This window comes from Ottowia oryzae (assembly GCF_003008535.1).
GTDB lineage: Bacteria > Pseudomonadota > Gammaproteobacteria > Burkholderiales > Burkholderiaceae_C > Ottowia > Ottowia oryzae.
On the sequence record NZ_CP027666.1, the window covers coordinates 612,230 to 634,181 of the forward strand.

General features: G+C 64.3%; 28 protein-coding genes. 21 read left to right on the top strand and 7 right to left on the bottom strand.

The genetic code is table 11. From position 1 onward, the window contains the following. The first annotated feature begins 48 nt into the window (after positions 1–48). The gene (gene metH / locus C6570_RS02875) at positions 49–2,823 is read left to right on the top strand and encodes a methionine synthase (RefSeq protein ID WP_245896405.1); all 2,775 of its coding nucleotides are present in this window, start codon (positions 49–51) and stop codon (positions 2,821–2,823) included. A 46-nt stretch (positions 2,824–2,869) separates the two neighbouring features. Here the strand turns inward: metH and C6570_RS02880 are convergent, their stop codons facing one another. Both C6570_RS02880 and aroQ read right to left on the bottom strand, forming a co-directional pair. Further along, the gene (locus C6570_RS02880; protein ID WP_106701876.1) at positions 2,870–3,454 is read right to left on the bottom strand and encodes a cob(I)yrinic acid a,c-diamide adenosyltransferase; all 585 of its coding nucleotides are present in this window, start codon (positions 3,452–3,454) and stop codon (positions 2,870–2,872) included. 9 nt (positions 3,455–3,463) lie between these two features. Then, a complete protein-coding gene (aroQ, locus tag C6570_RS02885; protein ID WP_106701877.1) occupies positions 3,464–3,928 on the bottom strand; it encodes a type II 3-dehydroquinate dehydratase in 465 nt (154 codons plus the stop codon). A gap of 363 nt (positions 3,929–4,291) precedes the next feature. Between aroQ and C6570_RS02890 the strand changes: the two genes are divergently transcribed. Further along, complete coding sequence (locus C6570_RS02890) at positions 4,292–4,615, top strand: hypothetical protein (RefSeq protein WP_106701878.1); 324 nt, start codon at positions 4,292–4,294, stop codon at positions 4,613–4,615. Positions 4,616–4,646: 31 nt separating this feature from the next. On the opposite strand, the gene C6570_RS02895 is transcribed toward C6570_RS02890, so the two are convergent. From C6570_RS02895 to C6570_RS02905, 3 genes are all read right to left on the bottom strand, one after another. Next, positions 4,647–5,410 (bottom strand): IS5 family transposase gene (locus C6570_RS02895; protein ID WP_106701879.1). Its coding sequence is split into 2 segments (ribosomal slippage): positions 4,647–5,095 and positions 5,095–5,410, totalling 765 coding nucleotides; the frame shifts between segments, so codons are not numbered across the junction. Positions 5,411–5,463: 53 nt separating this feature from the next. Continuing rightward, the gene (gene aroE, locus C6570_RS02900; RefSeq protein ID WP_106701880.1) at positions 5,464–6,306 is read right to left on the bottom strand and encodes a shikimate dehydrogenase; all 843 of its coding nucleotides are present in this window, start codon (positions 6,304–6,306) and stop codon (positions 5,464–5,466) included. Between the two features lie 69 nt (positions 6,307–6,375). Then, positions 6,376–6,642 carry a hypothetical protein gene (locus tag C6570_RS02905; protein WP_106701881.1) on the bottom strand — a complete coding sequence of 89 codons (267 nt, stop codon included), beginning with the start codon at positions 6,640–6,642 and terminating at the stop codon, positions 6,376–6,378. Positions 6,643–6,743: 101 nt separating this feature from the next. Between C6570_RS02905 and C6570_RS02910 the strand changes: the two genes are divergently transcribed. Continuing rightward, on the top strand, positions 6,744–7,697 hold the full coding sequence (locus C6570_RS02910) for a LysR substrate-binding domain-containing protein (RefSeq protein ID WP_106701882.1): 954 nt from the start codon (positions 6,744–6,746) through the stop codon (positions 7,695–7,697). 306 nt (positions 7,698–8,003) lie between these two features. Here the strand turns inward: C6570_RS02910 and C6570_RS02915 are convergent, their stop codons facing one another. Further along, on the bottom strand, positions 8,004–8,729 hold the full coding sequence (locus C6570_RS02915; RefSeq protein WP_106701883.1) for an ArsR/SmtB family transcription factor: 726 nt from the start codon (positions 8,727–8,729) through the stop codon (positions 8,004–8,006). Positions 8,730–8,845: 116 nt separating this feature from the next. Between C6570_RS02915 and C6570_RS02920 the strand changes: the two genes are divergently transcribed. Together C6570_RS02920 and C6570_RS02925 are read left to right on the top strand one after the other, a co-directional pair. Beyond that, positions 8,846–10,249, top strand: coding sequence for an MFS transporter (locus C6570_RS02920; RefSeq protein ID WP_425437919.1), 1,404 nt, complete (start codon positions 8,846–8,848; stop codon positions 10,247–10,249). Between the two features lie 223 nt (positions 10,250–10,472). Beyond that, entirely contained in the window at positions 10,473–11,900 is a 1,428-nt protein-coding gene (locus tag C6570_RS02925) for an FAD-binding oxidoreductase (RefSeq protein WP_106701884.1), read from the top strand. An 81-nt stretch (positions 11,901–11,981) separates the two neighbouring features. Here the strand turns inward: C6570_RS02925 and C6570_RS02930 are convergent, their stop codons facing one another. After that, a complete protein-coding gene (locus C6570_RS02930) occupies positions 11,982–13,010 on the bottom strand; it encodes an integron integrase (RefSeq protein ID WP_106701885.1) in 1,029 nt (342 codons plus the stop codon). A gap of 149 nt (positions 13,011–13,159) precedes the next feature. On the opposite strand from C6570_RS02930, the gene C6570_RS02935 reads away from it, so the two are divergent. The 16 genes from C6570_RS02935 to C6570_RS02990 all read left to right on the top strand — a co-directional run bounded on the left by C6570_RS02935 (position 13,160) and on the right by C6570_RS02990 (position 21,949). Then, positions 13,160–13,414: a DUF1010 domain-containing protein gene (locus C6570_RS02935; protein WP_106701886.1), complete on the top strand. Its 255-nt coding sequence runs from the start codon at positions 13,160–13,162 to the stop codon at positions 13,412–13,414. Positions 13,415–13,443: 29 nt separating this feature from the next. Then, a complete protein-coding gene (locus C6570_RS18560; RefSeq protein WP_425437863.1) occupies positions 13,444–13,677 on the top strand; it encodes a DUF1010 domain-containing protein in 234 nt (77 codons plus the stop codon). A 5-nt stretch (positions 13,678–13,682) separates the two neighbouring features. Then, positions 13,683–13,970 carry a hypothetical protein gene (locus C6570_RS17915; protein WP_123812194.1) on the top strand — a complete coding sequence of 96 codons (288 nt, stop codon included), beginning with the start codon at positions 13,683–13,685 and terminating at the stop codon, positions 13,968–13,970. A gap of 81 nt (positions 13,971–14,051) precedes the next feature. Further along, positions 14,052–14,285 (top strand): DUF1010 domain-containing protein, encoded by a 234-nt coding sequence (locus C6570_RS18565; RefSeq protein WP_425437863.1) that lies wholly within the window; start codon positions 14,052–14,054, stop codon positions 14,283–14,285. A gap of 18 nt (positions 14,286–14,303) precedes the next feature. Beyond that, a complete protein-coding gene (locus C6570_RS02940; RefSeq protein WP_106701887.1) occupies positions 14,304–14,549 on the top strand; it encodes a DUF1010 domain-containing protein in 246 nt (81 codons plus the stop codon). Between the two features lie 14 nt (positions 14,550–14,563). Further along, positions 14,564–14,860, top strand: a complete 297-nt coding sequence (gene maoP, locus C6570_RS02945) for a DUF413 domain-containing protein (RefSeq protein WP_106701888.1) — start codon at positions 14,564–14,566, stop codon at positions 14,858–14,860. Between the two features lie 318 nt (positions 14,861–15,178). Then, positions 15,179–15,436 (top strand): DUF1010 domain-containing protein, encoded by a 258-nt coding sequence (locus tag C6570_RS02950; protein ID WP_106701889.1) that lies wholly within the window; start codon positions 15,179–15,181, stop codon positions 15,434–15,436. 28 nt (positions 15,437–15,464) lie between these two features. Next, positions 15,465–15,755 (top strand): DUF1010 domain-containing protein, encoded by a 291-nt coding sequence (locus C6570_RS02955; protein WP_106701890.1) that lies wholly within the window; start codon positions 15,465–15,467, stop codon positions 15,753–15,755. Positions 15,756–15,766: 11 nt separating this feature from the next. Then, positions 15,767–16,126, top strand: coding sequence for a hypothetical protein (locus C6570_RS02960; protein WP_211297633.1), 360 nt, complete (start codon positions 15,767–15,769; stop codon positions 16,124–16,126). Positions 16,127–16,166: 40 nt separating this feature from the next. Continuing rightward, positions 16,167–16,970: a CPBP family glutamic-type intramembrane protease gene (locus C6570_RS02965; RefSeq protein WP_106701892.1), complete on the top strand. Its 804-nt coding sequence runs from the start codon at positions 16,167–16,169 to the stop codon at positions 16,968–16,970. 41 nt (positions 16,971–17,011) lie between these two features. Continuing rightward, complete coding sequence (locus tag C6570_RS02970; RefSeq protein WP_106704482.1) at positions 17,012–17,311, top strand: DUF1010 domain-containing protein; 300 nt, start codon at positions 17,012–17,014, stop codon at positions 17,309–17,311. 58 nt (positions 17,312–17,369) lie between these two features. Then, entirely contained in the window at positions 17,370–17,861 is a 492-nt protein-coding gene (locus tag C6570_RS17920; protein WP_123812195.1) for a hypothetical protein, read from the top strand. 90 nt (positions 17,862–17,951) lie between these two features. Continuing rightward, entirely contained in the window at positions 17,952–18,461 is a 510-nt protein-coding gene (locus C6570_RS02975; RefSeq protein WP_106701893.1) for a ClbS/DfsB family four-helix bundle protein, read from the top strand. Between the two features lie 60 nt (positions 18,462–18,521). Beyond that, entirely contained in the window at positions 18,522–19,049 is a 528-nt protein-coding gene (locus tag C6570_RS02980; protein WP_211297634.1) for a hypothetical protein, read from the top strand. 283 nt (positions 19,050–19,332) lie between these two features. Beyond that, entirely contained in the window at positions 19,333–20,004 is a 672-nt protein-coding gene (locus C6570_RS02985; RefSeq protein ID WP_106701894.1) for a 7-cyano-7-deazaguanine/7-aminomethyl-7-deazaguanine transporter, read from the top strand. 376 nt (positions 20,005–20,380) lie between these two features. Beyond that, entirely contained in the window at positions 20,381–21,949 is a 1,569-nt protein-coding gene (locus C6570_RS02990) for a DNA-3-methyladenine glycosylase 2 family protein (protein ID WP_106701895.1), read from the top strand. Positions 21,950–21,952: the final 3 nt, after the last annotated feature.

The window sequence follows — 21,952 nt, forward strand, 5'->3', positions numbered from 1 at the left end:
CCCCCACAGGTGAGCCCCATGAACGCCGCTGCTTTGACCCCCCCACCCATGCGCCTGGCCGGCTTGGAGCCGGTGCAGATCGACGCCGGCTCCCTCTTCGTCAACGTGGGCGAGCGCACCAACGTCACCGGTTCCAAAGCCTTCGCGCGGATGATCCTGAACGACCAGTTTGAGGAAGCCCTGTCGGTGGCGCGCCAGCAGGTGGAAAACGGCGCGCAGGTGGTCGACGTCAACATGGACGAAGCCATGCTGGATTCGGAAGCGGCGATGGTGCGCTTTCTGAACCTGATGGCCAGCGAGCCCGACATCGCCCGCGTACCGGTGATGGTCGATTCCAGCAAATGGAGCGTGATCGAAGCGGGCCTGCGCTGCCTGCAGGGCAAGGGCATCGTCAACTCGATCAGCATGAAGGAGGGCGTGGAGCCCTTCAAGCACCACGCGCGCCTGATCAAGCGCTACGGCGCCGCCGCCGTGGTGATGGCGTTCGACGAGCAAGGCCAGGCCGACACCTACGCGCGCAAGGTGGAGATCTGCGAGCGCGCCTACCGCATCCTGGTGGACGAGGTGGGCTTTGCGCCCGAAGACATCATCTTCGACCCCAACATCTTTGCCGTGGCCACCGGCATCGAAGAGCACAACAACTACGCCGTCGAATTCATCGAGGCCACGCGCTGGATCAAGCAGAACCTTCCCGGCGCCAAGGTGAGCGGCGGCGTCAGCAACGTGTCGTTCAGCTTCCGCGGCAACGACCCGGTGCGCGAGGCGATCCACACCGTGTTCCTGTACCACGCCATCCAGGCGGGCATGGACATGGGCATCGTCAACGCGGGCATGGTGGGCGTGTACGACGACCTGGACGCCGAGCTGCGCGAGCGCGTGGAAGACGTGGTGCTGAACCGCCGGCCCGACGCCGCCGAGCGCCTGCTGGAGATCGCCGAAAGCGCCAAGGGCGCCGCCAAGGACGACAGCAAGAAGCTGGAATGGCGCGGCACGCCCGAGCACCCCAAGACGGTGAATGAGCGGCTGAGCCACGCGCTGGTGCACGGCATTACCGACTTCATCACCGAAGACACCGAAGAGGCCTACCAGCAGGTGCTGGCCAAGGGCGGGCGCCCGCTGCACGTGATCGAAGGGCCGCTGATGGACGGCATGAACATCGTGGGCGACCTGTTCGGCGCGGGCAAGATGTTCTTGCCGCAGGTGGTGAAGTCGGCCCGCGTGATGAAGCAGGCCGTGGCGCACCTGATTCCCTACATCGAGGAAGAAAAGAAGCGCGACGAAGCCGCCGGGCGCGACGTGCGCAGCAAGGGCAAGATCGTCATCGCCACCGTCAAGGGCGACGTGCACGACATCGGCAAGAACATCGTCACCGTGGTTCTGCAGTGCAACAACTTCGAGGTGGTGAACATGGGCGTGATGGTGCCCTGCCACGAGATACTGGCGCGCGCCAAGGTGGAGGGCGCCGACATCGTGGGCCTGTCGGGCCTGATCACGCCCAGCCTGGAAGAGATGCAGTACGTGGCTGGCGAGATGCAGAAGGACGAGCACTTTCGCATCAAGAAGATTCCGCTGCTAATCGGCGGGGCCACCACCAGCCGCGTGCACACCGCCGTCAAGATCGCGCCGCACTATGAAGGCCCGGTGGTCTACGTACCCGACGCCTCGCGCAGCGTGGGCGTGGCGCAGGGCCTGCTGGGCGACCAGGCGGCGCAGTTCGTGGCCGACACGCAGGCCGACTACGACAAGGTGCGCCAGCTGCACGCCAACAAGAAGCAGCAGCCGCTGTGGCCCATCGACAAGGCGCGCGCCAACAAGACACGCATCGACTGGGCTGCCTACACGCCGCCCGCGCCCAAGTTTCTGGGCCGCCGGCTGATCCACCACATCGACCTGGCCGAGCTGGTGCCCTTCATCGACTGGACGCCCTTCTTCCAGACCTGGGACCTGCACGGCAAGTACCCCGCCATCCTCACCGACGAGGTGGTGGGCGAAGAAGCCACCCGCGTGTTTGCCGACGCGCAGGCCATGCTCAAGCAGATCGTTGACGCCCGCTGGCTGACGGCCAACGCCGTCGTCGGCTTCTGGCCCGCCAACACCGTGCAGGACGACGACATCGCGCTGTACACCGACGAATCGCGCCAAAGCGTGGCGCTGACCTGGTACGGCCTGCGCCAGCAGGCTGAAAAACAGGAAGACGCCGCCGGCGTGCTGCGCCCCAGCCGCTGCCTGGCCGACTTCGTCGCGCCAGCATCCGCTACAACTTCAGTAGCTGCCGGCGCTGGTGCAGCGGGCGCCAGCGGCGGTTTTGGCTTGAAAGACTACATCGGTGCCTTCGCCGTCACCGCCGGCCTGGGCGTGGACGCCAAAGAGGCGCAATTCCTGGGCCAGCACGACGACTACAGCGCCATCATGCTCAAGGCCCTGGCCGACCGCTTGGCCGAAGCCGGCGCCGAATGGTTGCACTGGCGCGTACGCACCGACTGGTGGGGCTACGCCGCCGACGAGCAGTTGGACAACGACAGCATGATCGCCGAGCAGTACCGCGGCATCCGCCCCGCGCCCGGCTACCCCGCCTGCCCCGACCACAGCGTCAAGCGCCCCCTGTTCGAGCTGCTGGGCGCCCACGACGTCGGCATGCACCTGACCGACGCCTACGCCATGACGCCCGCCGCCAGCGTCAGCGGCTTTTACTTCAGCCACCCCGACAGCACGTACTTCAACGTGGGCCGCATCGACGATTCGCAAGTCAGCGACATGGCGGCGCGCAGGGACATGGACAGGGCCGAGCTGGAGCGCCTGCTGGCGCCGAATATCGGGGTGTAGCGCCTGGGCCGCCAGCGGCCAACCAAGGCGCAATGCCAGGCGCAGCTCAGCTTTGCGTCGCCCGCGCCAGCCGCTCACTCTTCCAATACACGTCATCGCCCGCACCGCCATCCGGGCGGTGGCGGTTCAGTACCCGGGCCAGCACGAAAAGCAGGTCGCTCAGGCGGTTGAGGTACTGGCGCGGGGCAGGGCGCAGGGCGTCGCCTTCGGTTTGGCCCAGCGCGACGACGGCGCGTTCGGCGCGGCGCGCGACGGTGCGGCACACGTGCGCCAGGGCGGCGGCGCGGGTGCCGGCGGGCAGGATGAATTCTTCCAACCGGGGCAGCTGGGCGTTGTAGTGGGCCAGGGCCGCGTCCAGCTGGGCCAGCGCGTCGTCTTTCAGCAGTTCGAACCCGGGGATGGACAGCTCACCGCCCAGGTTGAACAGCTGGTGCTGCACGTCGACGAGCAGCTCGCGCACGCTGCCGGGCATGTCTTCGCACAGCAGCAGGCCGATGTGGCTGTTGAGTTCGTCCACGTCGCCCATGGCGTGCGGGCGGCCGCTGGATTTGGACACGCGGGTGTTGTCGCCCAGCCCGGTGGTGCCGTCGTCGCCGGTGCGGGTGGCGATTTGCGTGAGGCGTTTACCCATGTCGATTACTCACTTATTGATAGCTGCTTGCGCTGACTGGGCGGCGGCCCGCAGCCCTAAAAGGTAGGAATCCACGCCAAAGCCGCAGATCTGCCCGCGCGCAATGTCGCTGATGTAGGACTGGTGGCGAAACGCCTCGCGCGCGTGGATGTTGCTCATGTGCACTTCGACGATGGGGCACTTGAGGATGGCCAGCGCGTCGCGGATGGCGATGCTGGTGTGCGTCCAGGCGCCGGCGTTGATGACCACCGCGTCCACCGCGTCGCGATGGGCCTGGTGGATGCGCTCGCACATCTCGCCTTCGTGGTTGGTCTGGTAGCAATCGACGGCCACGCCCAGCTCGGCCGCCAGCGTGCGCAGGGCCGCGTCGATGTCGGCCAGCGTGGCGGTGCCGTACTGCGCCGGGTCGCGCTGGCCGAACATGTTCAGGTTGACGCCGTGCAGTACCAACAGGCGGGGGGTGGGTGCGTTCATGCGGTGCTCTGGTTGCCGTCAGTAAGAAGAGGGTGCGCGCCGGTGAGCGCACCGAGTGAAAGCGCATGGCCGTGCCGTGCGGACTGACGGCACTATCGTACGTGAGCGGCGTGGCGCGCAGCGTTAAGCATTGAGAGCAGCGGGCGCTACCGCGAACTTGGCCACCTCTGCTTTGGACGATCGGGCGCCGCCGAACCGTGGCTGGATCCAATGGCATGATCTCAATTCAGGCGCTGCGGGTCGGTGGCACGGAGGCGCTCAGGATGCCGTGACGACGTTGCGAAAACATGAGTGAATCACGGCCAGTGCGCGCCGTGGCCTCCTCAAATGCGTTCTGATGACAAATCAACTCAGGGAGATGACATGAAAAGATTTCACGGCCCGTTGTTCGTTTTCTCGGCACTTCTGCTGGTCGGCTGCAGCGGGGAGCCATCGGGCGATGATCTTCGCGCTGCCATGGAAAAAGGCATTGAGTCCGCCAACGCCGCTGTCAGCAAGGTCAGCGCCAACCCAAAGATGCAGAGCAAGCTGCATTCGCTCAAGAAGATTGGCTGCAAGGCAGATGGCGACAAAGCCTACATCTGCGACGTCCAGGTGGACGTTGAAGCGCCGTTTGTTGGCCGCACGAAGCAAACCGCACCAATGCGGGTCGTCAAAGGGCCAGACGGTTGGACAGCCAGCCAGTGATCCGTTCAGGCCAGCAGGCGCCTAGGGCCTGTTAACACATCCTGAGTCCATCTGCGACGAGCACGAAGCTGATGAAGCCCAGGAACATGAGGTCGAGTTTCTCGAACCGCGAGAAGATTCGGCGATAGCCCTTGAGCCGACGGAACAAGCGCTCGACCTCATTGCGGCGCTTGTACATCTCTCGCTCGTACTCCCAAGGTTCGATCCGCGTCCTCATCGGTGGCACGACGGCAATGAATCCCAGATCAAGTGCCAGTTGCCGCGTCTCGTTACCTTCGTAGGCGCGGTCCATCAACAAATGCACCGGTCTGCTGGTCGCCCCGAGGCTGTTGAGTAAACGCCTGCCTTCAGGTGCGTCGTGCGCTTGTCCTGGCGAGAGGCAGAACGTCACGGCTGTCCGAGCATCCGCGGCAACCATATGAATCTTGGTGTTCCATCCGCCTCGGGATTTTCCGATGGACTGCGGACCGTTTTTTTTAACGCACCAGTTCCATCGGGATGGACCTTGATGCTGGTGGAGTCCAGCGAGACCGCCTCGATTTTGATGCGCACGACCTGCGAGCGCTGCAACTCCTCGAACATGCGATCAAGTACACCGGCCTTGGCCCAGCGGTTCATGCGCGTGTAGATCGTGTGCCAGTTGCCAAAACGCTTGGGCAGTCCACGCCACTTGCAGCCATGCTCAGCCACATAAAGGATGGCGTTGACGACCTGCAAGTTGCTCAGGCTGACGTTGCCCCGCTGCCTAGGCAGGCAGTGCTCGATAGTGGCGAATTGCTGGGCTGTGATCTCCATGCACGAGATTGTCCAACGCAATCGCCACTAATCACCATTAGTGTTAACACGCTCTAGGCCAACGGCACCGTCAGCCGCTTGAGCACGTCATCCGTCTGCGGCCGCACGCCGCGCCACCAGGCGAAGGCCTCGGCGGCTTGTTCGACCAGCATGCCCACGCCGTCGGCCACGCGCACGTTAGGCGCCGATTGCGCCAGGCGCAGGAAGGGCGTCAGCCCCTTGCCGTAGACCATGTCGTAGGCCAGCCCGCCCGGCGCGAAGGCCTGGGGCGGCACAGCAGGGGCGTCGGCGCTCAGGCTGGCAGACGTGGCGTTGATGACCACGTCGAACGCGGGCAGGCCGGGCAGCAGATCGGTGCCGCCGCTGTGCAGGGCCAGCGCGGGGGGCAGGTTCGCGGCCAGTTCGTCCAGCAGGGCGACGGCCTTGCTGGCGGTGCGGTTCAGCACCGCCAGGCGCGCCACGCCTGCGCGCGCCAGCGGCAACAGCGCGCCGCGCGTGGCGCCGCCCGCGCCCAGCACCAGCACAGCCTTGCCACGGAGGGGCTGGCCCAGGTTCACCTCGATGTCGCGCACCAGGCCCACGCCGTCGAAGTTCTGCGCCTCCAGCCGGCCTTCGTGCCAGCGCAGCGCGTTGGCGGCGCCGGCGGCGCGGGCGTCGTCGCTGGCCACGTCGGCGGCGGCCAGGGCCTGCAGCTTGAAGGGCAGGGTGACGTTCATGCCGCGCCCGCCGTGGCGGGCAAAGGCGTGCAGCGCCTGCTCAAACCCGCCCGGCTCGGCGCCGCCGTCGATGGCTTCGTAGACCATGTCCTGCCCCGTCGCCTCGGCAAACCAGGTGTGGATTTGCGGCGATTTGCTGTGGGCGATGGGGTGGCCGATGACGGCGTAGCGGTCGGGCATGGGGCGAATCTGCAAGGGGCGGTGCAAGGGGCGGGCAACAGCCGCCCAGTGTAGATGGCCGCGCCGCCTTCACAGGCCCAGGTCGCGCCGCAGCCGGGGGCTGACTTGGCGCGCCAGCTCGCGGCGCACGGCGCGCTCAGCCAGGCGCTGGGCGTGGCGCACCCGGCGCGCCTGCAGCACGCGCTGGCGGCGTGCGCGCTGCTGGCGCCGCTGCGCGTGGCGGGCCGCCAGACGCAGCATGCCGGCGGCCAACGCGCGCAGGGCGCGTTCCCACGCATCGGTGGGCGCTGCATGGGCAGAGGGCATGGCGACAGGTGCGGACCAGCTGGCTGGCATGGCGGGCCTCTTGGCGGTAAAGGGGTGAAATGGTAGATTAGGCTGACCATTACCGCCACACAACCGATCATTTTTGACCTTATTGGTTAGCTCTACTTACCATGCCCGACGCCAAACCGCTGCCGCTGGACGTGCTGCCCACCTTCGCCGCCGTGGCCGACGCGGGCAGCATGCGCGCGGCGGGCGAGGTGCTGCACCTCACGCACAGCGCCATCAGCCAGCAGATTCGCCTGCTGGAAGAGCGCCTGGGTTTTGCCGTATTCACGCGGCAGGGGCGCGGGCTGGTGCTCACGCCCGCCGGCCAGCGCCTGCTGGACAGCACCCGCAGCGCGCTGGCGCAGCTGGCCGACGCGTGCCGAGACGCAGCCCGCCTGGCGCAGGACGACGCGCAGGCGCTGCGCGTGGCCATCCTGCCCTCGTTCGCGCAGCGCTGGATGATGCCGCGCATGGCGCGCTGGCGCGCGGCGCACCCGCAGCTGCGGCTGGAGCTGACGGCCTCCATGCACATGGCCGACCTGCGCCAGGAAGGCCTGCACGCCGCCATCCGCCACGGCAGCGGGCAGTGGCGCGGCCTGCGGGCAGAGCCGCTGATCCAGTCTCCGCGCGTGGTGCTGGGCTCGCCCGCCGCCGCTGCGCGCCTGGCGGGGCAAGGCCCGGCGGCGATTGCGCAAGAGCCGCTGCTGGGCAACACCGCGCTGTGGCGCCAGTGGTTTGACCGCGCTGGCGTGACCCCCGCGCCGGCCGTGCACCCCGTGGCGGCCTTCAACGACGCGGCCCTGCTGCTGCAGGCGGTAGAGGCCGACGTGGGCCTGGGCCTGGTGCGCGACCTGCTGGCCGCCGACGCGCTGGTGGAAGGCCGCCTGGTGCAGCTGGCGCCGCAAACCCTGCCCGAATCGCACGACACCTACGGGCACGACCCCACCGTGTACTGGCTGGCCTGGCGCGAAGACCTGAGCGACTGGCCGCCGCTGCAGGCGCTGCGCGACTGGCTGCACAGCGAGCTGGCGCGCTCGCGTGCGCAGCTGGCGGCCGCGCACAAGGGCGGCCTGGCCTGATGGCGACGCTGGCGCTGGCCAGGGACTGCGTCGCACTGGTTTCGAATCAAATTCGGCTCCAGCACAGGTGCCACCTGCGCCAGCAGCTCACTATTTTGTAGCAAACACACTTGCCGCGATTGCCGCGCTGCGCTTTGCCCGCGCGCGCCCTTGGGTCTGATCTGCGCCGCAGGAAGGCAGCGCCGCCGTCCGACAACGCTCAGCGGCGACAGAGACTGCGGCAGAGCCGGCAGCGAGGCGCGGCGGCCCATTTCAACAGACGCGGGCGTTGCAGCACCGCGCCAACGCAGCGGCGGCGGGCCGCCGTCACACCGCCACGCTGCCTGCGTTGCGCAAGGCATCCACATCCACGCCCAGGGCTTCGCGCAGGGCGATCGCGCCGGGCGGCGTGACCTGCAGCGCGCGCGAATCGGCCGAGCGCCGCAGCCAGCCGTGCGCGCACAGCGCCGTGAGCAGGTCCACCCCCAGCGGGCCGCCCAGGTGGTGCTGGCGCTCGGTCCAGTCCAGGCATTGGCGCGCGGGGTAACCCCGGCTGCGTGCGGGCGCGGGTGCGGCGCTGACGCCCAGGCCCGCCAGCCAGGCGCGGCCGGCGTCGGTGACGTGAAAGCGCTTGTCGGGCGCGGCGACAAGGTAGCCGCGCTGCTGCAAGCCCTGCGCCACCGCCACGCCCACCTGCCCGGCCAGGTGGTCGTAACAGCGGCGGCAAAAGCGCAGGCGCTGCGCCTGCGGCGAAAGCGCGGGCCGCCGCACCGGCAGCCGCGTGGGCAGCGTGGTCAGCTGCTCCATGGCCTGCGCTACCTCGGGGCTGGCCAGCCGGTAGTAGCGGTGCCGGCCTTCCTTTTCCAGCGCGATCAGCCCGCCGTCCAACAGCTGCGCCAGGTGAAAGCTGGCCGTCTGCGGGATGATGCGGGCGGCAAAGGCCAGGTCGCCCGCCGGGCGCGCGCGGCCGTCCAGCAGCGCGGTCAACATCAGGGCGCGCGTGGGGTCGGCCAGCAGGGCCGCCACCGGGGCAAAGCCAGGCACATCGCTCATGGGGGTATCTCCTGCAGCCACTCTACGCGGCGCGGGGCGGCCATGCTTCGATGCGGGTCGAAGCACCGGCGCGCGGCGCGGCCGTACGGTGTGGCCTGCCGCCCCACCCGATGCCTATGAACGAAACCCCGCGCCCCAGCAACCACCCCGAAATGCCACCCCGCAGCCAGCGCCGCGGCTCGCGCTGGGTGCTGACCGTGCTGTGCCTGGCCGTGATGGTGGCGCAGGTGGACACCTCCATCGTGATGCTGGCCACGCAGGCCATCGGCGCGCACTTTCGCGCCAGCGTGCCCGCGCTGCAATGGGTGGTGGACAGCTACAACCTGAGCTACGCGGCGCTGCTGCTGACCGGCGGGCTGCTGGCCGATCTGCGGGGGCGCCGCAGGCTGTTCATGGCCGGGCTGGCGCTCTTCACGAAGGCGTCGCTGCTGTGCGCGCTGGCGCCGTCGGTGGGGGTGCTGGTGCTGGGACGCGCGCTGGCGGGCGCGGGCGCGGGCGCGGCCTGCATGATTCCGGCGTCACTGGCGCTGGTGCGCGTGGTGTGGCCCGACACCGCCGCGCGCAACCGCGTGCTGGGCATCTGGGCGGCATGCAACGGGCTGTCGCTGGCCATCGGCCCTTCGCTGGGTGCGCTGTTGCTGCAGCACTTCGGTTGGCGCAGCGTGTTTCTGGCGGTGGTGCCGCTGGGTGCGTTGGCGCTAGGGGGGGCGTGGGCGTGGGTGCCTGAATCGGCCGACCCGCAAGAGCGCGCCTTCGACGGCGGTGCCCAGTTGCTGGCTGCCGCCGCGCTGGCCGCGCTGGCGGTGGCGGCCATCCACGCGCGGGCGCAGCCGGTGCTGGCCACGGTGTCGCTGGCCCTCAGTGCGCTGGCGCTGGCCGGGTTTGTGTTGGTCGAGCGCGCGCGCGGCCCGCACGCCCTGGTGCCGCTGGACACGTTTCGCATCCCGGCCTTTCGCGGCGCCATGGTCGCCACGGTGGCGATGACGTTTGGCATGTACGGCGTGCTGTTCCTGTTGCCGCTGGACTGGCAGGCCAGCGGGCAGCTGAGCGCATGGCAGGCGGGCCTGGCGCTGATGCCCATGGCGCTGGTGTTCGTGCTGGTGTCACCCTTCAGCGGCGGGCTGACCCGCCGCGCAGGCGCGCGCACGCTGGCCTGCGGCGGCCTGGCCGTGATCGCCGCCGGCCTGCTGCTGGCGGGCTGGACGGCCGGTGCCGCGCCCGCGTGGTGGGCCACGCTGCTCGGCCTGGGCTTGACGGGCCTGGGCATGGGCCTGGCCACGGCGCCCTTGATGGGGCTGGCCGTGGGCGCCGTGCCACCGGGGTGGGCAGGCACGGCGGCGGCGCTGATCAACGTGGCGCGCATGATCGGCGCCACCGTCGGCGTGGCCGTGCTGGGCACGCTGTACGCCCATGCAGGCGCGGGCGCGCCCGGCCTGCGCCTGGCCATGACGGTGGCCGCCGCCGTGCAACTGGCCAGCGCCGCGCTGGCGTGGCGCGCCCTGGGGCGGGCGCGCCGATGACATGGCGCGTAGCCGGCGTGGCCTGCGCAGTTCAGCGGTTCAGCGGTTCAGCGGTTCAGCGGTTCAGCGGTTCAGCATCAGAATCGGCTGCGGCGCACCACCCACCTGCGCCAACAGCTCGCTTTTTCATAGCAATTTGAGCAGGCAGTGTAGGCGCCCCCACACCCCGCGCCCGCCCAGTCGCCGTAAACTGAGGCATTGCCCCATCCACAGGATTTGCGCCATGAACGCCCCCACCCCCATTGCCCACGTCACCCCCGAAGTGCACCTGCGCGAAGTGCCCGCCGCCTTGCTGGCCGCGCTCAAAGACCGCTTTGGCGCGCAGTTTTCTGAGGCGTTGGCCGTGCGCGAACAGCATGGCCGCGACGAATCGGCCTTCACCACCGTGCCGCCGCCCGCCGCCGTGGTGTTTGCCGAAAGCACCACCGACGTGCAAGACGCCGTCAAGCTGTGCGCGCAGTACAAGGTGCCGGTGATTCCGTTTGGCGTCGGCTCGTCGCTGGAAGGCCATCTGCTGGCGGTGCAGGGCGGCATCAGCCTGGACGTGGGCCGCATGAACAAGGTGCTGAGCATCAACGCCGAAGACCTCACCGTCACCGTGCAGCCCGGCGTGACGCGCAAACAGCTGAACGAAGAGGTGAAAAGCACCGGCCTGTTCTTTCCGATCGACCCCGGCGCCGACGCCAGCCTAGGCGGCATGACCGCCACCCGCGCCAGCGGCACCAACGCCGTGCGCTACGGCACCATGCGCGAAAACGTGCTGGCGCTGGAAGTCGTCACCGCGCGCGGCGAAGTGGTGCGCACCGGTACCCGCGCCAAGAAAAGCAGCGCCGGGTACGACCTGACGCGCCTTTTTGTCGGCAGCGAAGGCACGCTGGGCGTGATCACCGAAGTCACCCTGCGCCTGTACCCGCTGCCCGAAGCCGTGTCGGCCGCCACCTGCAGCTTTCCCACCATCGCCGACGCGGTGAACACCGTCATCCAGATCATCCAGCTGGGCGTACCCATTGCGCGCGTCGAGCTGATCGACGCCAACACCGTCGGCCTGGTCAACCGCCACAGCAAGCTGAACCTGCGCGAGCAGCACATGCTGCTGATGGAATTCCACGGATCGCCCGCTGGCGTGCGCGAGCAAGCCGAAACCGTGCAAGACATCGCCAGCGAACACCAGGGCGCCGGCTTTGAATGGGCCGACACCCCCGAAGAACGCACCCGCCTATGGACCGCACGGCACAACGCCTACTTTGCCGCCGTGCAAAGTAAACCCGGCTGCCGCGCCATCAGCACCGACACCTGCGTGCCCATCAGCCGCCTGGCCGACTGCCTGCTGGATTCGGTCGCCGAAGCCGACGCCACCGGCATCCCCTACTTTCTGGTCGGCCACGTGGGCGACGGCAACTTCCACTTCGGCTACCTGATCGACCCCGACAGCGCCGAAGAACGCGCCACCGCCGAGGCGCTGAACCACCAACTCGTCGCCCGCGCCATCGCCATGGACGGCACCTGCAGCGGCGAACACGGCGTGGGCCTGCACAAGATGGGTTTCTTGCGCGACGAGGCGGGAGAGGGCGCGGTGCAGATGATGCGCACCATCAAGCACGCGCTGGACCCGGACAACATCATGAATCCGGGGAAGGTGTTTGGGGCGTAGTGGCTGCGCCTCGTCGCTACCAATTGAATAGCTGACAGCGCTTGTTAGACCTGCGCAAAAGGCCTGTTTGACGCCAAATACTCACAAGGCATCCAGCGGGCTCAGCACGCCCCGCCCGCCCTTGTTCAGCACGTGGGTGTAAATCATGGTCGTACTCACGTCCGCATGGCCCAACAACTCCTGCACCGTGCGGATGTCGTAACCCGCCTGCAGCAGGTGCGTGGCGAACGAATGCCGCAGCACGTGCGGGCTGACCGGCTTGTCGATGCCCGCGCGCCGCGCCGCCTCGCGCACACCGCGCTGCACCGATTCGGGGTAAACGTGGTGGCGCCGCTCCATCGGCTGCCCGGTGCGTGCGTCCGGGCGCGGGTCCATGGCCCGCACCGGCGACGGAAACACGTACTGCCACGCCCAACTGCGGTCGGCCTCGGGGTACTTCACCGCCAGCGCATGGGGCAGGTAGACACGGCCCTGGCCCGCGTCCAAATCTTTCTGGTGCAGCGCGCGGGCCTTGTGCAGCTGCGCCTGCAGCGGCGCCATCAGGTTTTCGGGCAGCACCGTCACCCGGTCCTTGTTGCCCTTGCCCTCGCGCACCAGCACTTCGCGCCGCGCAAACTCCACATCCTTCACCCGCAGGCGCAACGCCTCCAGCAGCCGCATGCCCGTGCCATACAGCAATTGCGCCACCAGGCCCGCCGTGCCCTCCACGTGCAGCAGCAACTCGCGCACCTCCGAGGGCGTCAGCACCACCGGCAGGCGCTGCGGCCGCTTGGCCTGCACCACCTCGTCCAGCCAGGGCAAATCGGCGCCCAGCACCTGCTTGTAAAGGTAAAGCAACGCCGCCTTGGCCTGGTTCTGGGTGGAAGCGGACACCTGCCGGTCCACCGCCAGATGGCTCAAGAATGCCTCCACCTCGATGGCGCCCATGTCCTGCGGGTGCCGTTTGCCATGAAACAAAATGAATCGGCGCGCCCAGTCGATGTAGGCTTGCTCGGTTCGGATGCTGTAGTGCCGCGTGCGCAGATGGATGCGCATGCGCTCCAGCAACTTGGGCTGCTGCGTCGGCTCTGCAGCGGCGGGTGCAGGGCTGGATGCACGATCCGAGTTCATCCGTGAAATTTTAGGTTTGCCTAAACAGGAATTGCTCGGTGTTTTCCAGAGGATGCGATCGCGTGCACTGTCTTATCCGACCGTCCAGCCTAAGATTGCCGTCGTCTAAATCTAGTTAGCCTGCCTTTTATTCCTGCTCATTTCAGCCCATGAATATTCAAACGCCATTTACCCTCGCAAGCGTTTATCCGCTGGGTGTTTGGCGTTCGCTCGGGCTTCGCCTGCATGGGTTGTCCCAGTTTCAAGCCTTTTTGGCCTCTAGCCCTTGTGCAGCAAGCGCAGGCAGCTCTTTTTTCCGTAGTCCGTGGCCTGTGCGGTCACTTTCGTTTTTGCGCTTTGGCTTTGGGTCTAACCCGGCGCTCAAGCCGACCCGCATACTGCGGGCGGCTTATCTTTTTCGTTAGTCCGCTCAGTTCTGGCATATTTAAACCCTATGCCTATTCCAGCCACATTCAGCCTCTCCAGCGTTGTGCCGCTCGGTGTGGCACGGCTCGCGGGGCTTCGCCATTTCGGGGCAGTTTTGGCCGCCAGCGCAGGTACCACCTGCGCACGCAGCTCTCTTCTTGGTAGCATTGTGCGCTTGCAAAGCCTGCTTGTTTCAGCTGCTGGGTCTAACCCGGCGGTCAAGCGGACTTGCCTACGGCAAGCCGCTTACCTCGTCCGTTAGAACTCATGACTCGTCCTGGCCTTGATCGAAACGGAGTGGTTGTTGAAATTGGCGATAAGGTTCGTCTGTTTGACATTCGTCCTTCGATCCTCAAACGCCTCACAGGATCCGAGCATGTAGATGTTTCATCAATGCTTGAAACAGAAGTGACAGTTTTCGATGTGTATGAAGACGGCCAAGTTTGGGTTTGCTTATATTTTCCGCGTGGAAGTGGCGAGACTGAAGTGCACGCCATCGCAGTGGATAGTCATGCTATCGAACGTGTTGGTGGTGAACACGTCGGTTTCGTCTAACCCTGCGCTCAAGCGGACTGGTCTTCGGCCAGCCGCTTAGCTTTATCGTTAGTCCGCTCAGTTCTGGCATATTTAAACCCTATGCCTATTCCAGCCACATTCAGCCTCTCCAGCGTTGTGCCGCTCGGTGTGGCACGGCTCGCGGGGCTTCGCCATTTCGGGGCAGTTTTGGCCGCCAGCGCAGGTACCACCTGCGCACGCAGCTCTCTTCTTGGTAGCATTGTGCGCTTGCAAAGCCTGCTTGTTTCAGCTGCTGGGTCTAACCCGGCGGTCAAGCGGACTTGCCTACGGCAAGCCGCTTACCTCGTCCGTTAGTCCCATCACCCCCTCTTTATGCGCGCAGCCACTTGTTCCAGCGCTTGGCCCTGCTCCAAAGGCTTTCAAGCCCCTTTGGCCTCCAGCGCCTTTGTAGCAAGCGCCACCAGCTATCATTCTTGCAGCGCTGCGCCGCTTCCCTGGCCCAGCGCTTTCTCGTGGGCTGCGCCCTTGTCCAAGTCCGGGCGCTTCCTTTTGGCCTTCGGGTCTAACTCTGCGCTCAAGCGGACCCGCATTCTGCGGGCCGCTTACCTTGGCCGTTAGCTATCAGAGGCAAGATGAGAGATTTTTCAGAGTTCGGCGAATACCTTAGCGAAGAAGGGCACCAGTTTCTTTCCAAATGGGGCATCAAACTACTTGGCCTATATGAGGGAAGAATGGAACCAAGCCGCCCAAACGAACGGCAATTCGTCGATGCTTTCAAAAGCGGTAAGTGCCCCGAAGGAACATCTGAAGTAATTTGGTTTAATATTATCGCCATCAACCAGCTAATAGAAAAGTGCGCATCCCTGGAGTCTCATCTTGAAAATGAAAAACTACGAATAAAAGGTCTTGTAGCGCGGATAAATAATTAAGAGAGTGAGATAGAGAAAAGAGTCGGCCCGCTTAATGTTGAAGTTGATAAATTAAAAGACAACCTTAAAACCTGCTGGGCCAAAATCGATCGATATGAAAAAGAACTAAATATTAAAAAACCACAGCCCGTTTTAGATAGCAGAAAAATATGCCCAATCTGCCAAGGAACGGGAGCCATGGGCAACTGCTCACGGTGCGATGGGAATGGTTATATTTAGATTGCATGACATATCCATATTTCAATCTAACCATTCGTCGCAGCCGACCGCCTACGGCGGCGGCTGAACTTATTCGTTAGTCAGCTCAAATATCCGTTTATGCAGGCCAGCCTTTATTCCAGCGTTTCGCCTTTCTCAAAGGTTTCGCCTTTGGGGTTTGGCCGCTGCTCTGGGCTTCGCCTGCAACCGTTGCACGAGTTTCAAGCCTTTTGGGCCTCCAGCGCCCGCCTGGCGTGCGCTAGCAGCTCTTTCTTTGGTAGCGCTTGGCGTGTGCGCTGCGCTCCTTCGTCCACCGTCGGGTCTAACCCGGCAGTCAAGCCGACCCGCCTTCGGCGGGCGGCTTACTTTGTCCGTTAGTACCACTGAAAACCAATTTATTTCGCCCATGCTTATTCAAACGGCATTCAATTTCTCAAGCGTTGTTCAGCGCTGGGTTTGTCGTTTCTCTGGGCTTCGCCTGCTGGCGTTTTGTCATTTTTCAGTCTTTTTGGCCTCCAGCCCTTGCGTAGCAAGCGCGAGCAGCTATTGTTTCCGTAGTGCTGCGCCGCCTCGGTGGCGCTGCGCTTTTTCGCGGTTCGTGCCCGTCGCCAAATTCAATTTACCCGTTTTGGCTTCTGGCTCTAACATTTCGGTCAAGCCGACCCGCATTCTGCGGTCGGCTTACCTCGCCCGTTAAACGCTCTCATCATGGACTGGAAACCGCTTTCGGAAACTTCGTTGCGAGGCAAAATCAGTGCCGCAGAATCCCGAATGAACCCTGAGCAAGCGAGGCTCTGGAGTTTGATTCGTATCCCACCTCAAAAATGGATTCAAACTCCGTACGGAGCGGAGGGTGGTGGCTTTTGGGTCGTAGCTATCCTGGGCTCATTCGTCGTTTGGTACAACGACATTGAAGAAGGTTTCAATTGCTCCAGTTACTCACAATTCGGAACTATCAATGAGTACTGGTGCAATCAAGATGAACTGGAATACACCATTCAAAACCTCTATGCATCTATCAACACGTCTAACCCATCGTTCCAGCGGATCGCCTCCGGCGACCGCTGAACTCAGGCGTTAGGCGCTCCGGGTCGTAGGTCCACGCGAAATGCAGTACCGATACTTCGCGCTTGTAATGCTGGCGTCGATGCCTTTTTGGCTCGTCGGCCTCGTTACGGATTGGGTGCTTCTTCCCGGCGTCCCGGCAAGTGCGATGATGTTCGCAGCGCCTGCAATCGCTGCCGTGTTCATGCTTCTCGGGCCTGGCAGCAATCTGAGCATATGGGCGTGGTTTCGAGGGCATTTTTCGGCGCCTCGCGAGAAAACTCCTGGTTGGATCTTTGTCGCGGTACTCATACCCGTTGTCGTGCTCCTGATCACCTACACGTGTGCTCAGTTCTTTGGGTCATCAACGCCTTCACCGCCAGAGCCGGCAGGGATTCCGGCACAGTTTGCTCTCCTGTTCCTGCTCTTTTTTGTTCCAGCGCTCTTGGAGGAATTGGGGTGGACGGGATACGCCTTCCCGCGACTACACCAGCGCTACAGCGCCCTTCTCTCTTCGCTGGTCTTGGGGTCAGTGTGGGCTGTGTGGCACTGGATCCCACTTCTGCAAATTGGACGAGATCTTGAATGGATTGCTTGGTGGTCCATAACGGCCATCGCTCTACGCATCATGATCTGCTTTCTCGCAGTGAATGCGCCAATGCCCGTACTGGTGGCAACAGCATTTCACGCGTCGATCAACGCGTCTTGGCAGCTTTACCCCGTTGCAGGATCGCACTACGATCCTGCGCTACACAGCGTCGTCCTAATCTTCGCGTGCGCACTCATGGTTCTTTTCTCGGGAAAGCAGTTGCGCGTCGGTTCGCCTAACAGTTCGCTCAAGCGGACAGATCAATCGCTTCGCGATTGATGCTGCCGCTTAGCTCAGGTGTTAGTCCCATCACCCGCTTTATGCAGGCCACTAGTTATTCCAGGGTTTTGCCTTTCTCAAAGGTTTCTGCTTTGGGGTTTAGGCCGCTCGCCGGGCTTCGCCTGCTGGCTTGGTGTCAGTTTCAAGCTTTTTTGACCTCTAGCGCTTGCCAGTCAAGCGCCAGCAGCTATCATTCTTGCAGCGCTTCGCCGCTTCCGTGGCGCAGCGCATTTTCGTGGGTCGCGTGCGTCTTCAAGTCCAGGCGCTCCCTTTTGGCCTTCGGGTCTAACTCTGCAGTCAAGCGGACTGGCCTACGGCCAGCCGCTTACCTTGGCCGTTAGATGATCAAAGAGAATTGGTTTCACTCGCAGCTGAAATATCAAAGAGAAAAATAAAACCATGAATAAATACGAAATACTTTCTCTTGGAATGTCCACCCTCGCTCTCGCCGTCTCAGTTACCACTGCCTACTTCCAATATAAAACAAGACAAGACTCGATTGAAGAAAAGGTAAAAATTGAACTAAAAATGGTTCACAACAAAACGCCTCTAAACCCATTAGATTTAAGAATGATTAGTGGCGTAGAAGAAAGGAAGGATCTTGAGGCGGCTATATTGCTTACAAACATTGGGAGCGTCCCCACTCGAATTTTGGAGGTTGGCTATCAAGATTTCGATTTGCCAACGCATGCATTTTATGCGAATACAGAAAACGCCAAAATCCTATCTCCGGGTGAGCAAGCTATATTCAATATTCCAGATCTGATAAAAATCGACAAACAACTTCTCGACGACATCAGACTGGGGAAGCAAAAGAATGCAAGAATATTTGCCACCTCAACAAAAGGGGCCCGATTCGAGGCGCCAGCAGTCATTGAGGTTTCCAAGTAAGCCTATTGAATAATTTCGTTATCTAACATTTCGTCGCAGCCGACCGCTACGCGGCGGCTGAACTCAAGCGTTAGGTATCAGGTCGTCGGCATGTCAGTACCGCAAAACAAGACCGAGCTTCTTTCTGCAATCCAGAAAGAACATAAGAAACTAAGCAGTGAAATTGCACTGATTCCTGCTGAATTCGCCTTGAACAAGTCTATGGACGGACATGCCAAAGGCAGCAAAATGAGTCCTCATAACTTGATTTCGTACCTTGTCGGCTGGAACGAACTAGTTCTTAAATGGCATGCCAAAATGACGCTGGGAGAAAAAGTTGACTTCCCTGAGACAGGGTTCAAGTGGAATGAACTGGGATCACTGGCGGGAAAATTTTACAAAGACTATGAAGGCGTTCCATTTGATGAATTGGTCGCGCGGCTGAATTCCGCCAAGGGTAAGATAGTTGAGTTAGTGAAAAGCCATGACGACTCTGAACTTTATGGACAGCCATGGTATGAAACATGGACTATGGGAAGGATGATTCAATTTAATACTTCTTCTCCATACGCCAATGCCTGCGGGCGACTCAGAAAATGGAGAAAATCTAATCATGCCTAACAATTCACTCAAACCGACGCCGCTTCGCGGCTCGGCTTAATTCAGGCGTTAGGCTCCCCAATGCCCATTCCAGCCACTCGTGAAAACCTCACTGCCGCTCTTGCACGGGCCGACGAATCGTCGCGGGCCGCTCGCGTGGAGCGTATCGAGTGGCTGGCTCAGCACTACTTCCATCCGGGTGCAGTGATGGGCGAACTGGCCGTGCTCCACATGCTGGAAGAGGCTCGGCTCTGTTTCGTTTCCGGCCACTTCGTCGGCGCGCTACTCCTCGCCACGTCCTTCATAGAGCAGACCCTTAGCGAAGAACTTGAAAACGTGGTGTCTGCACAAAAGCGGCGCACATTCGAGCTCATGATTAAAGTCGGCCGGAAACATCTGCAGCTGCCTAGCGACCTATTTGATCGCACTGACAGGCTTCGCTTACTCCGCAACCCGTTCACTCACCGCAAGGCGCCTGATCACCCCGAGGCGTTCGGCACGCGATTCCAGGCCACCAAAGCGCACCCCGCTACGATTTTGGAGGCGGATGCGAAGCTGGCCATGGAGGTCATGTATGAGTGGTTCCGGCGTACGCTGCGGAGTGCCTAACAATTCGTCCAAGCCGACGCCGCTTCGCGGCTCGGCTTAACTCAAACGTTAGGCATTTTTAGATGAGCCGCGCTGCATTCGTCTACAAGAGCAAGGAAGAACCGCTGCAGTTAAGCTTGCAGCAGCCCAAAGCCTGCACCTCAGAATTCATTCAAGCCAACGCCACTTCGCAACACGCCTTGCTGAACACGCGGCGCGCACGCCGCACCGTACAATCCGCACCCGGCGCGCCTTGCGCCACCCATGGGTTCCCTCGCCCCCATTCACCAAAAAGGATGTCCTCATGCCGACCCCCATGGCGCCGCCGTCGCGTGTGCCGCTCTTTCTCTCGCTGCTGGTGGCGTTTCACATCGCCATCGTCATTGCCAGCAACTACCTGGTGCAACTGCCGATCACGCTGCTGGGCTTTCACAGCACGTGGGGCGCGTTCAGCTTTCCGTTCATCTTTCTGGCCACCGATTTGACGGTGCGGCTGGTCGGCAAGGGGCCGGCGCGGCGGGTGATTGCGTGGGCGATGGTGCCGGCGCTGGTGGCGTCGTACATCGCGGGGGTGCTGTTTCACGATGGGCACTTCAACGGCGTGGGCGCGCTGGGCGCGTTCAACACCTTCGTGTTCCGCATCGCGTTCGCCAGCTTTGCGGCCTACGTGCTGGGGCAGCTGCTGGACATCCAGGTGTTTGACCGCATGCGCCAGGCCAGCCGCGCGTGGTGGCTGGCGCCCGCCGCCGCTTCGGTGGTGGGGCAGGCGCTGGATACGGCGGCGTTTTTCAGCATCGCCTTTTGGCGCAGCAGCGACGCCTTCATGGCCGCCAACTGGATGGAGATTGCGGTGGTGGATTACGTGATCAAGCTGGCGGTCAGCCTGCTGCTGTTCGTGCCGGCGTACGGCGTGGCGCTGGCGGCCATCGTGCGGGTGATGCGCCAGGGCAGCGTGGCCCGGGCGGGCGCGGCGTAGCGCAAGGGCTGCGAGCGCATGGCGCCGCGTGGAATGCGCGGCTGCGGCGCTTTATTCGCTGCGAGCGGCGACTCTAGTTGCTATGAATTGTGAAGCTGCCAGCGCTGGTGGCACCTGCGCTGTCGGGTGTTTTTATTTGAAATCACGTCGCTGACCAGCGCCGCCAACTGTGGCAATCCGCCGCAGGCGCAAAGCGCAGACGGTGGCGCCGCAGATCACAGCCGCAGCTGAGTGGCGAAGCCCCCGCGGCCCCGTCGGCGCACATCCAGGCACGTCAAGGCAAGGCACCTCAGCCACCGACAAGCCCAGCCGCGCAGCCCCATGCGCATGTCCGAAAACGGCCAGTATCTGACGCCCACCGCACTACCATGGCCGCATGTCTTCCCCCGCCGCCGCCCTGGACGCCGATGCCTGCTACCGCGCGCTGAAAGCCCACGACGCGCGGTTTGACGGGCGCTTTTTCACCGCCGTCACCTCCACCGGCATCTACTGCCGCCCGGTGTGCCGTGTGCGCACGCCACGGCGTGAGAACTGCCGTTTTTTCGACCTGGCCGCGCAGGCCGAGGCCGCCGGTTTCCGCCCCTGCCTGCGCTGTCGCCCCGAGCTGGCGCCGCACGCGCTGGCCTGGTCCATTCAAGACGCCAGCGCCATCCTGGCCGAGCAGGCCGCCCGCCTGCTGGACGACCCGGCCACCAGCGCCGCCGACGGCTTTGGCATGCCCGCGCTGGCCGCCCGCCTGGGCGTGAGCGACCGGCACCTGCGCCGCATTTTTGAGGCGCGCTTTGGCGTGTCGCCCCTGCAGTACCTGCAAACGCGCCGCCTGCTGACGGCCAAGCAGCTGCTGACCGACACCGACCTGCCCGTGACCCAGGTGGGCTTGCTGAGCGGCTTTGCCAGCGTGCGGCGCTTCAACGCGGCGTTTGCGCAGCACTACCACCTGAACCCCAGCGCGCTGCGGCGACAGCCCCAGCGCGCGCCCGATGCACCCGCGCCACTGGCGGGGCAGGGCGATGAGGCCACCCCCAGCGGCGCCGTGCGTGTGCGCCTGGGCTACCGCCCCCCGTACGACGTGGCGGCGCTGGTGGCTTTCTTTGCCGCCCGCGCCGTGCCCGGCATGGAATGGGCCGACCCCGCCGCGCGGTGCCTGCGCCGCACGCTGGCCATGCCTGGCCCCGACGGTGCCGCGCGCACCGGCTGGGTAGAAGCGCAGTTTGACCCCGCCCGCCACCAGATCACCCTGCGCGTAGGCGACGGGCTGCGCGATGCGCTGCCGCAGGTCATTCACCGCGCCCGCGCCTGGCTGGACGTGGACGCCGACCCGCTGGCCATTGAGGCGGCGCTGGGCGCGGCCTTCCCGGCGGGCGAGGGCCTGCGCGTGCCCGGCTGCCTGGACGGGTTTGAGCTGGCGGTGCGCGCCATCCTGGGCCAGCAGATCACCGTGGCGGCCGCGCGCACACTGGCCGCGCGGCTGGTGGCGCGCTTTGGCGACGCGGTGGCCACGCCGTGGCCTGAGCTGACGCGCAGCTTTCCGCGCGCCGCCGTGCTGGCGCAGGCCGATGGCGACGCGCTGGGCCGGCTGGGCATCGTGCGGCAACGGCAGGGCGCCATCACGGCGCTGGCGCGCGCGGTGGCGGGCGGCGAGCTTTCGCTGCACATCGGCGCGCCAGTGGCCAGCACGATGGCCGCGCTGCGCGCGCTGCCTGGCGTGGGCGACTGGACGGCGCAGTACATCGCCATGCGCGCGCTGCGCTGGCCCGACGCCTTTCCCGCGGGCGACGTGGCGCTGCAGCAGGCGCTGGGCGTGCGCGGCCAGCCCAAGCCCGCCCACGCGGCCGAGCAGGCCGCCGAAGCCTGGCGCCCCTGGCGCAGCTACGCCGTGGTGCGCGCCTGGGCGGGCGCACACCTGGCCGCCTCAGGCACTTCCGCCCCTTCCACTTCAGACTGAGCC

Excerpts from the sequence above, each read along its gene's own strand:
- C6570_RS02880 (WP_106701876.1), bottom strand. The coding sequence starts at position 3,454 with ATGGGTAAACGCCTCACGCAAATCGCCACCCGCACCGGCGACGACGGC.
- metH (WP_245896405.1), top strand. The coding sequence starts at position 49 with ATGCGCCTGGCCGGCTTGGAGCCGGTGCAGATCGACGCCGGCTCCCTC.
- C6570_RS02965 (WP_106701892.1), top strand. The coding sequence starts at position 16,167 with ATGCAGTACCGATACTTCGCGCTTGTAATGCTGGCGTCGATGCCTTTT.
- C6570_RS02930 (WP_106701885.1), bottom strand. The coding sequence starts at position 13,010 with ATGAACTCGGATCGTGCATCCAGCCCTGCACCCGCCGCTGCAGAGCCG.
- C6570_RS02940 (WP_106701887.1), top strand. The coding sequence starts at position 14,304 with ATGCGCGCAGCCACTTGTTCCAGCGCTTGGCCCTGCTCCAAAGGCTTT.
- C6570_RS02915 (WP_106701883.1), bottom strand. The coding sequence starts at position 8,729 with ATGAGCGATGTGCCTGGCTTTGCCCCGGTGGCGGCCCTGCTGGCCGAC.
- C6570_RS02950 (WP_106701889.1), top strand. The coding sequence starts at position 15,179 with ATGCAGGCCAGCCTTTATTCCAGCGTTTCGCCTTTCTCAAAGGTTTCG.
- C6570_RS18560 (WP_425437863.1), top strand. The coding sequence starts at position 13,444 with ATGCCTATTCCAGCCACATTCAGCCTCTCCAGCGTTGTGCCGCTCGGT.
- C6570_RS02975 (WP_106701893.1), top strand. The coding sequence starts at position 17,952 with ATGTCAGTACCGCAAAACAAGACCGAGCTTCTTTCTGCAATCCAGAAA.
- C6570_RS02990 (WP_106701895.1), top strand. The coding sequence starts at position 20,381 with ATGTCTTCCCCCGCCGCCGCCCTGGACGCCGATGCCTGCTACCGCGCG.
- C6570_RS02925 (WP_106701884.1), top strand. The coding sequence starts at position 10,473 with ATGAACGCCCCCACCCCCATTGCCCACGTCACCCCCGAAGTGCACCTG.
- aroQ (WP_106701877.1), bottom strand. The coding sequence starts at position 3,928 with ATGAACGCACCCACCCCCCGCCTGTTGGTACTGCACGGCGTCAACCTG.
- C6570_RS17915 (WP_123812194.1), top strand. The coding sequence starts at position 13,683 with ATGACTCGTCCTGGCCTTGATCGAAACGGAGTGGTTGTTGAAATTGGC.
- C6570_RS18565 (WP_425437863.1), top strand. The coding sequence starts at position 14,052 with ATGCCTATTCCAGCCACATTCAGCCTCTCCAGCGTTGTGCCGCTCGGT.
- C6570_RS02905 (WP_106701881.1), bottom strand. The coding sequence starts at position 6,642 with ATGCCAGCCAGCTGGTCCGCACCTGTCGCCATGCCCTCTGCCCATGCA.
- aroE (WP_106701880.1), bottom strand. The coding sequence starts at position 6,306 with ATGCCCGACCGCTACGCCGTCATCGGCCACCCCATCGCCCACAGCAAA.
- C6570_RS02970 (WP_106704482.1), top strand. The coding sequence starts at position 17,012 with ATGCAGGCCACTAGTTATTCCAGGGTTTTGCCTTTCTCAAAGGTTTCT.
- maoP (WP_106701888.1), top strand. The coding sequence starts at position 14,564 with ATGAGAGATTTTTCAGAGTTCGGCGAATACCTTAGCGAAGAAGGGCAC.
- C6570_RS02935 (WP_106701886.1), top strand. The coding sequence starts at position 13,160 with ATGAATATTCAAACGCCATTTACCCTCGCAAGCGTTTATCCGCTGGGT.
- C6570_RS02890 (WP_106701878.1), top strand. The coding sequence starts at position 4,292 with ATGAAAAGATTTCACGGCCCGTTGTTCGTTTTCTCGGCACTTCTGCTG.
- C6570_RS02985 (WP_106701894.1), top strand. The coding sequence starts at position 19,333 with ATGCCGACCCCCATGGCGCCGCCGTCGCGTGTGCCGCTCTTTCTCTCG.
- C6570_RS02920 (WP_425437919.1), top strand. The coding sequence starts at position 8,846 with ATGAACGAAACCCCGCGCCCCAGCAACCACCCCGAAATGCCACCCCGC.
- C6570_RS02910 (WP_106701882.1), top strand. The coding sequence starts at position 6,744 with ATGCCCGACGCCAAACCGCTGCCGCTGGACGTGCTGCCCACCTTCGCC.
- C6570_RS02955 (WP_106701890.1), top strand. The coding sequence starts at position 15,465 with ATGCTTATTCAAACGGCATTCAATTTCTCAAGCGTTGTTCAGCGCTGG.
- C6570_RS17920 (WP_123812195.1), top strand. The coding sequence starts at position 17,370 with ATGAATAAATACGAAATACTTTCTCTTGGAATGTCCACCCTCGCTCTC.
- C6570_RS02960 (WP_211297633.1), top strand. The coding sequence starts at position 15,767 with ATGGACTGGAAACCGCTTTCGGAAACTTCGTTGCGAGGCAAAATCAGT.
- C6570_RS02980 (WP_211297634.1), top strand. The coding sequence starts at position 18,522 with ATGCCCATTCCAGCCACTCGTGAAAACCTCACTGCCGCTCTTGCACGG.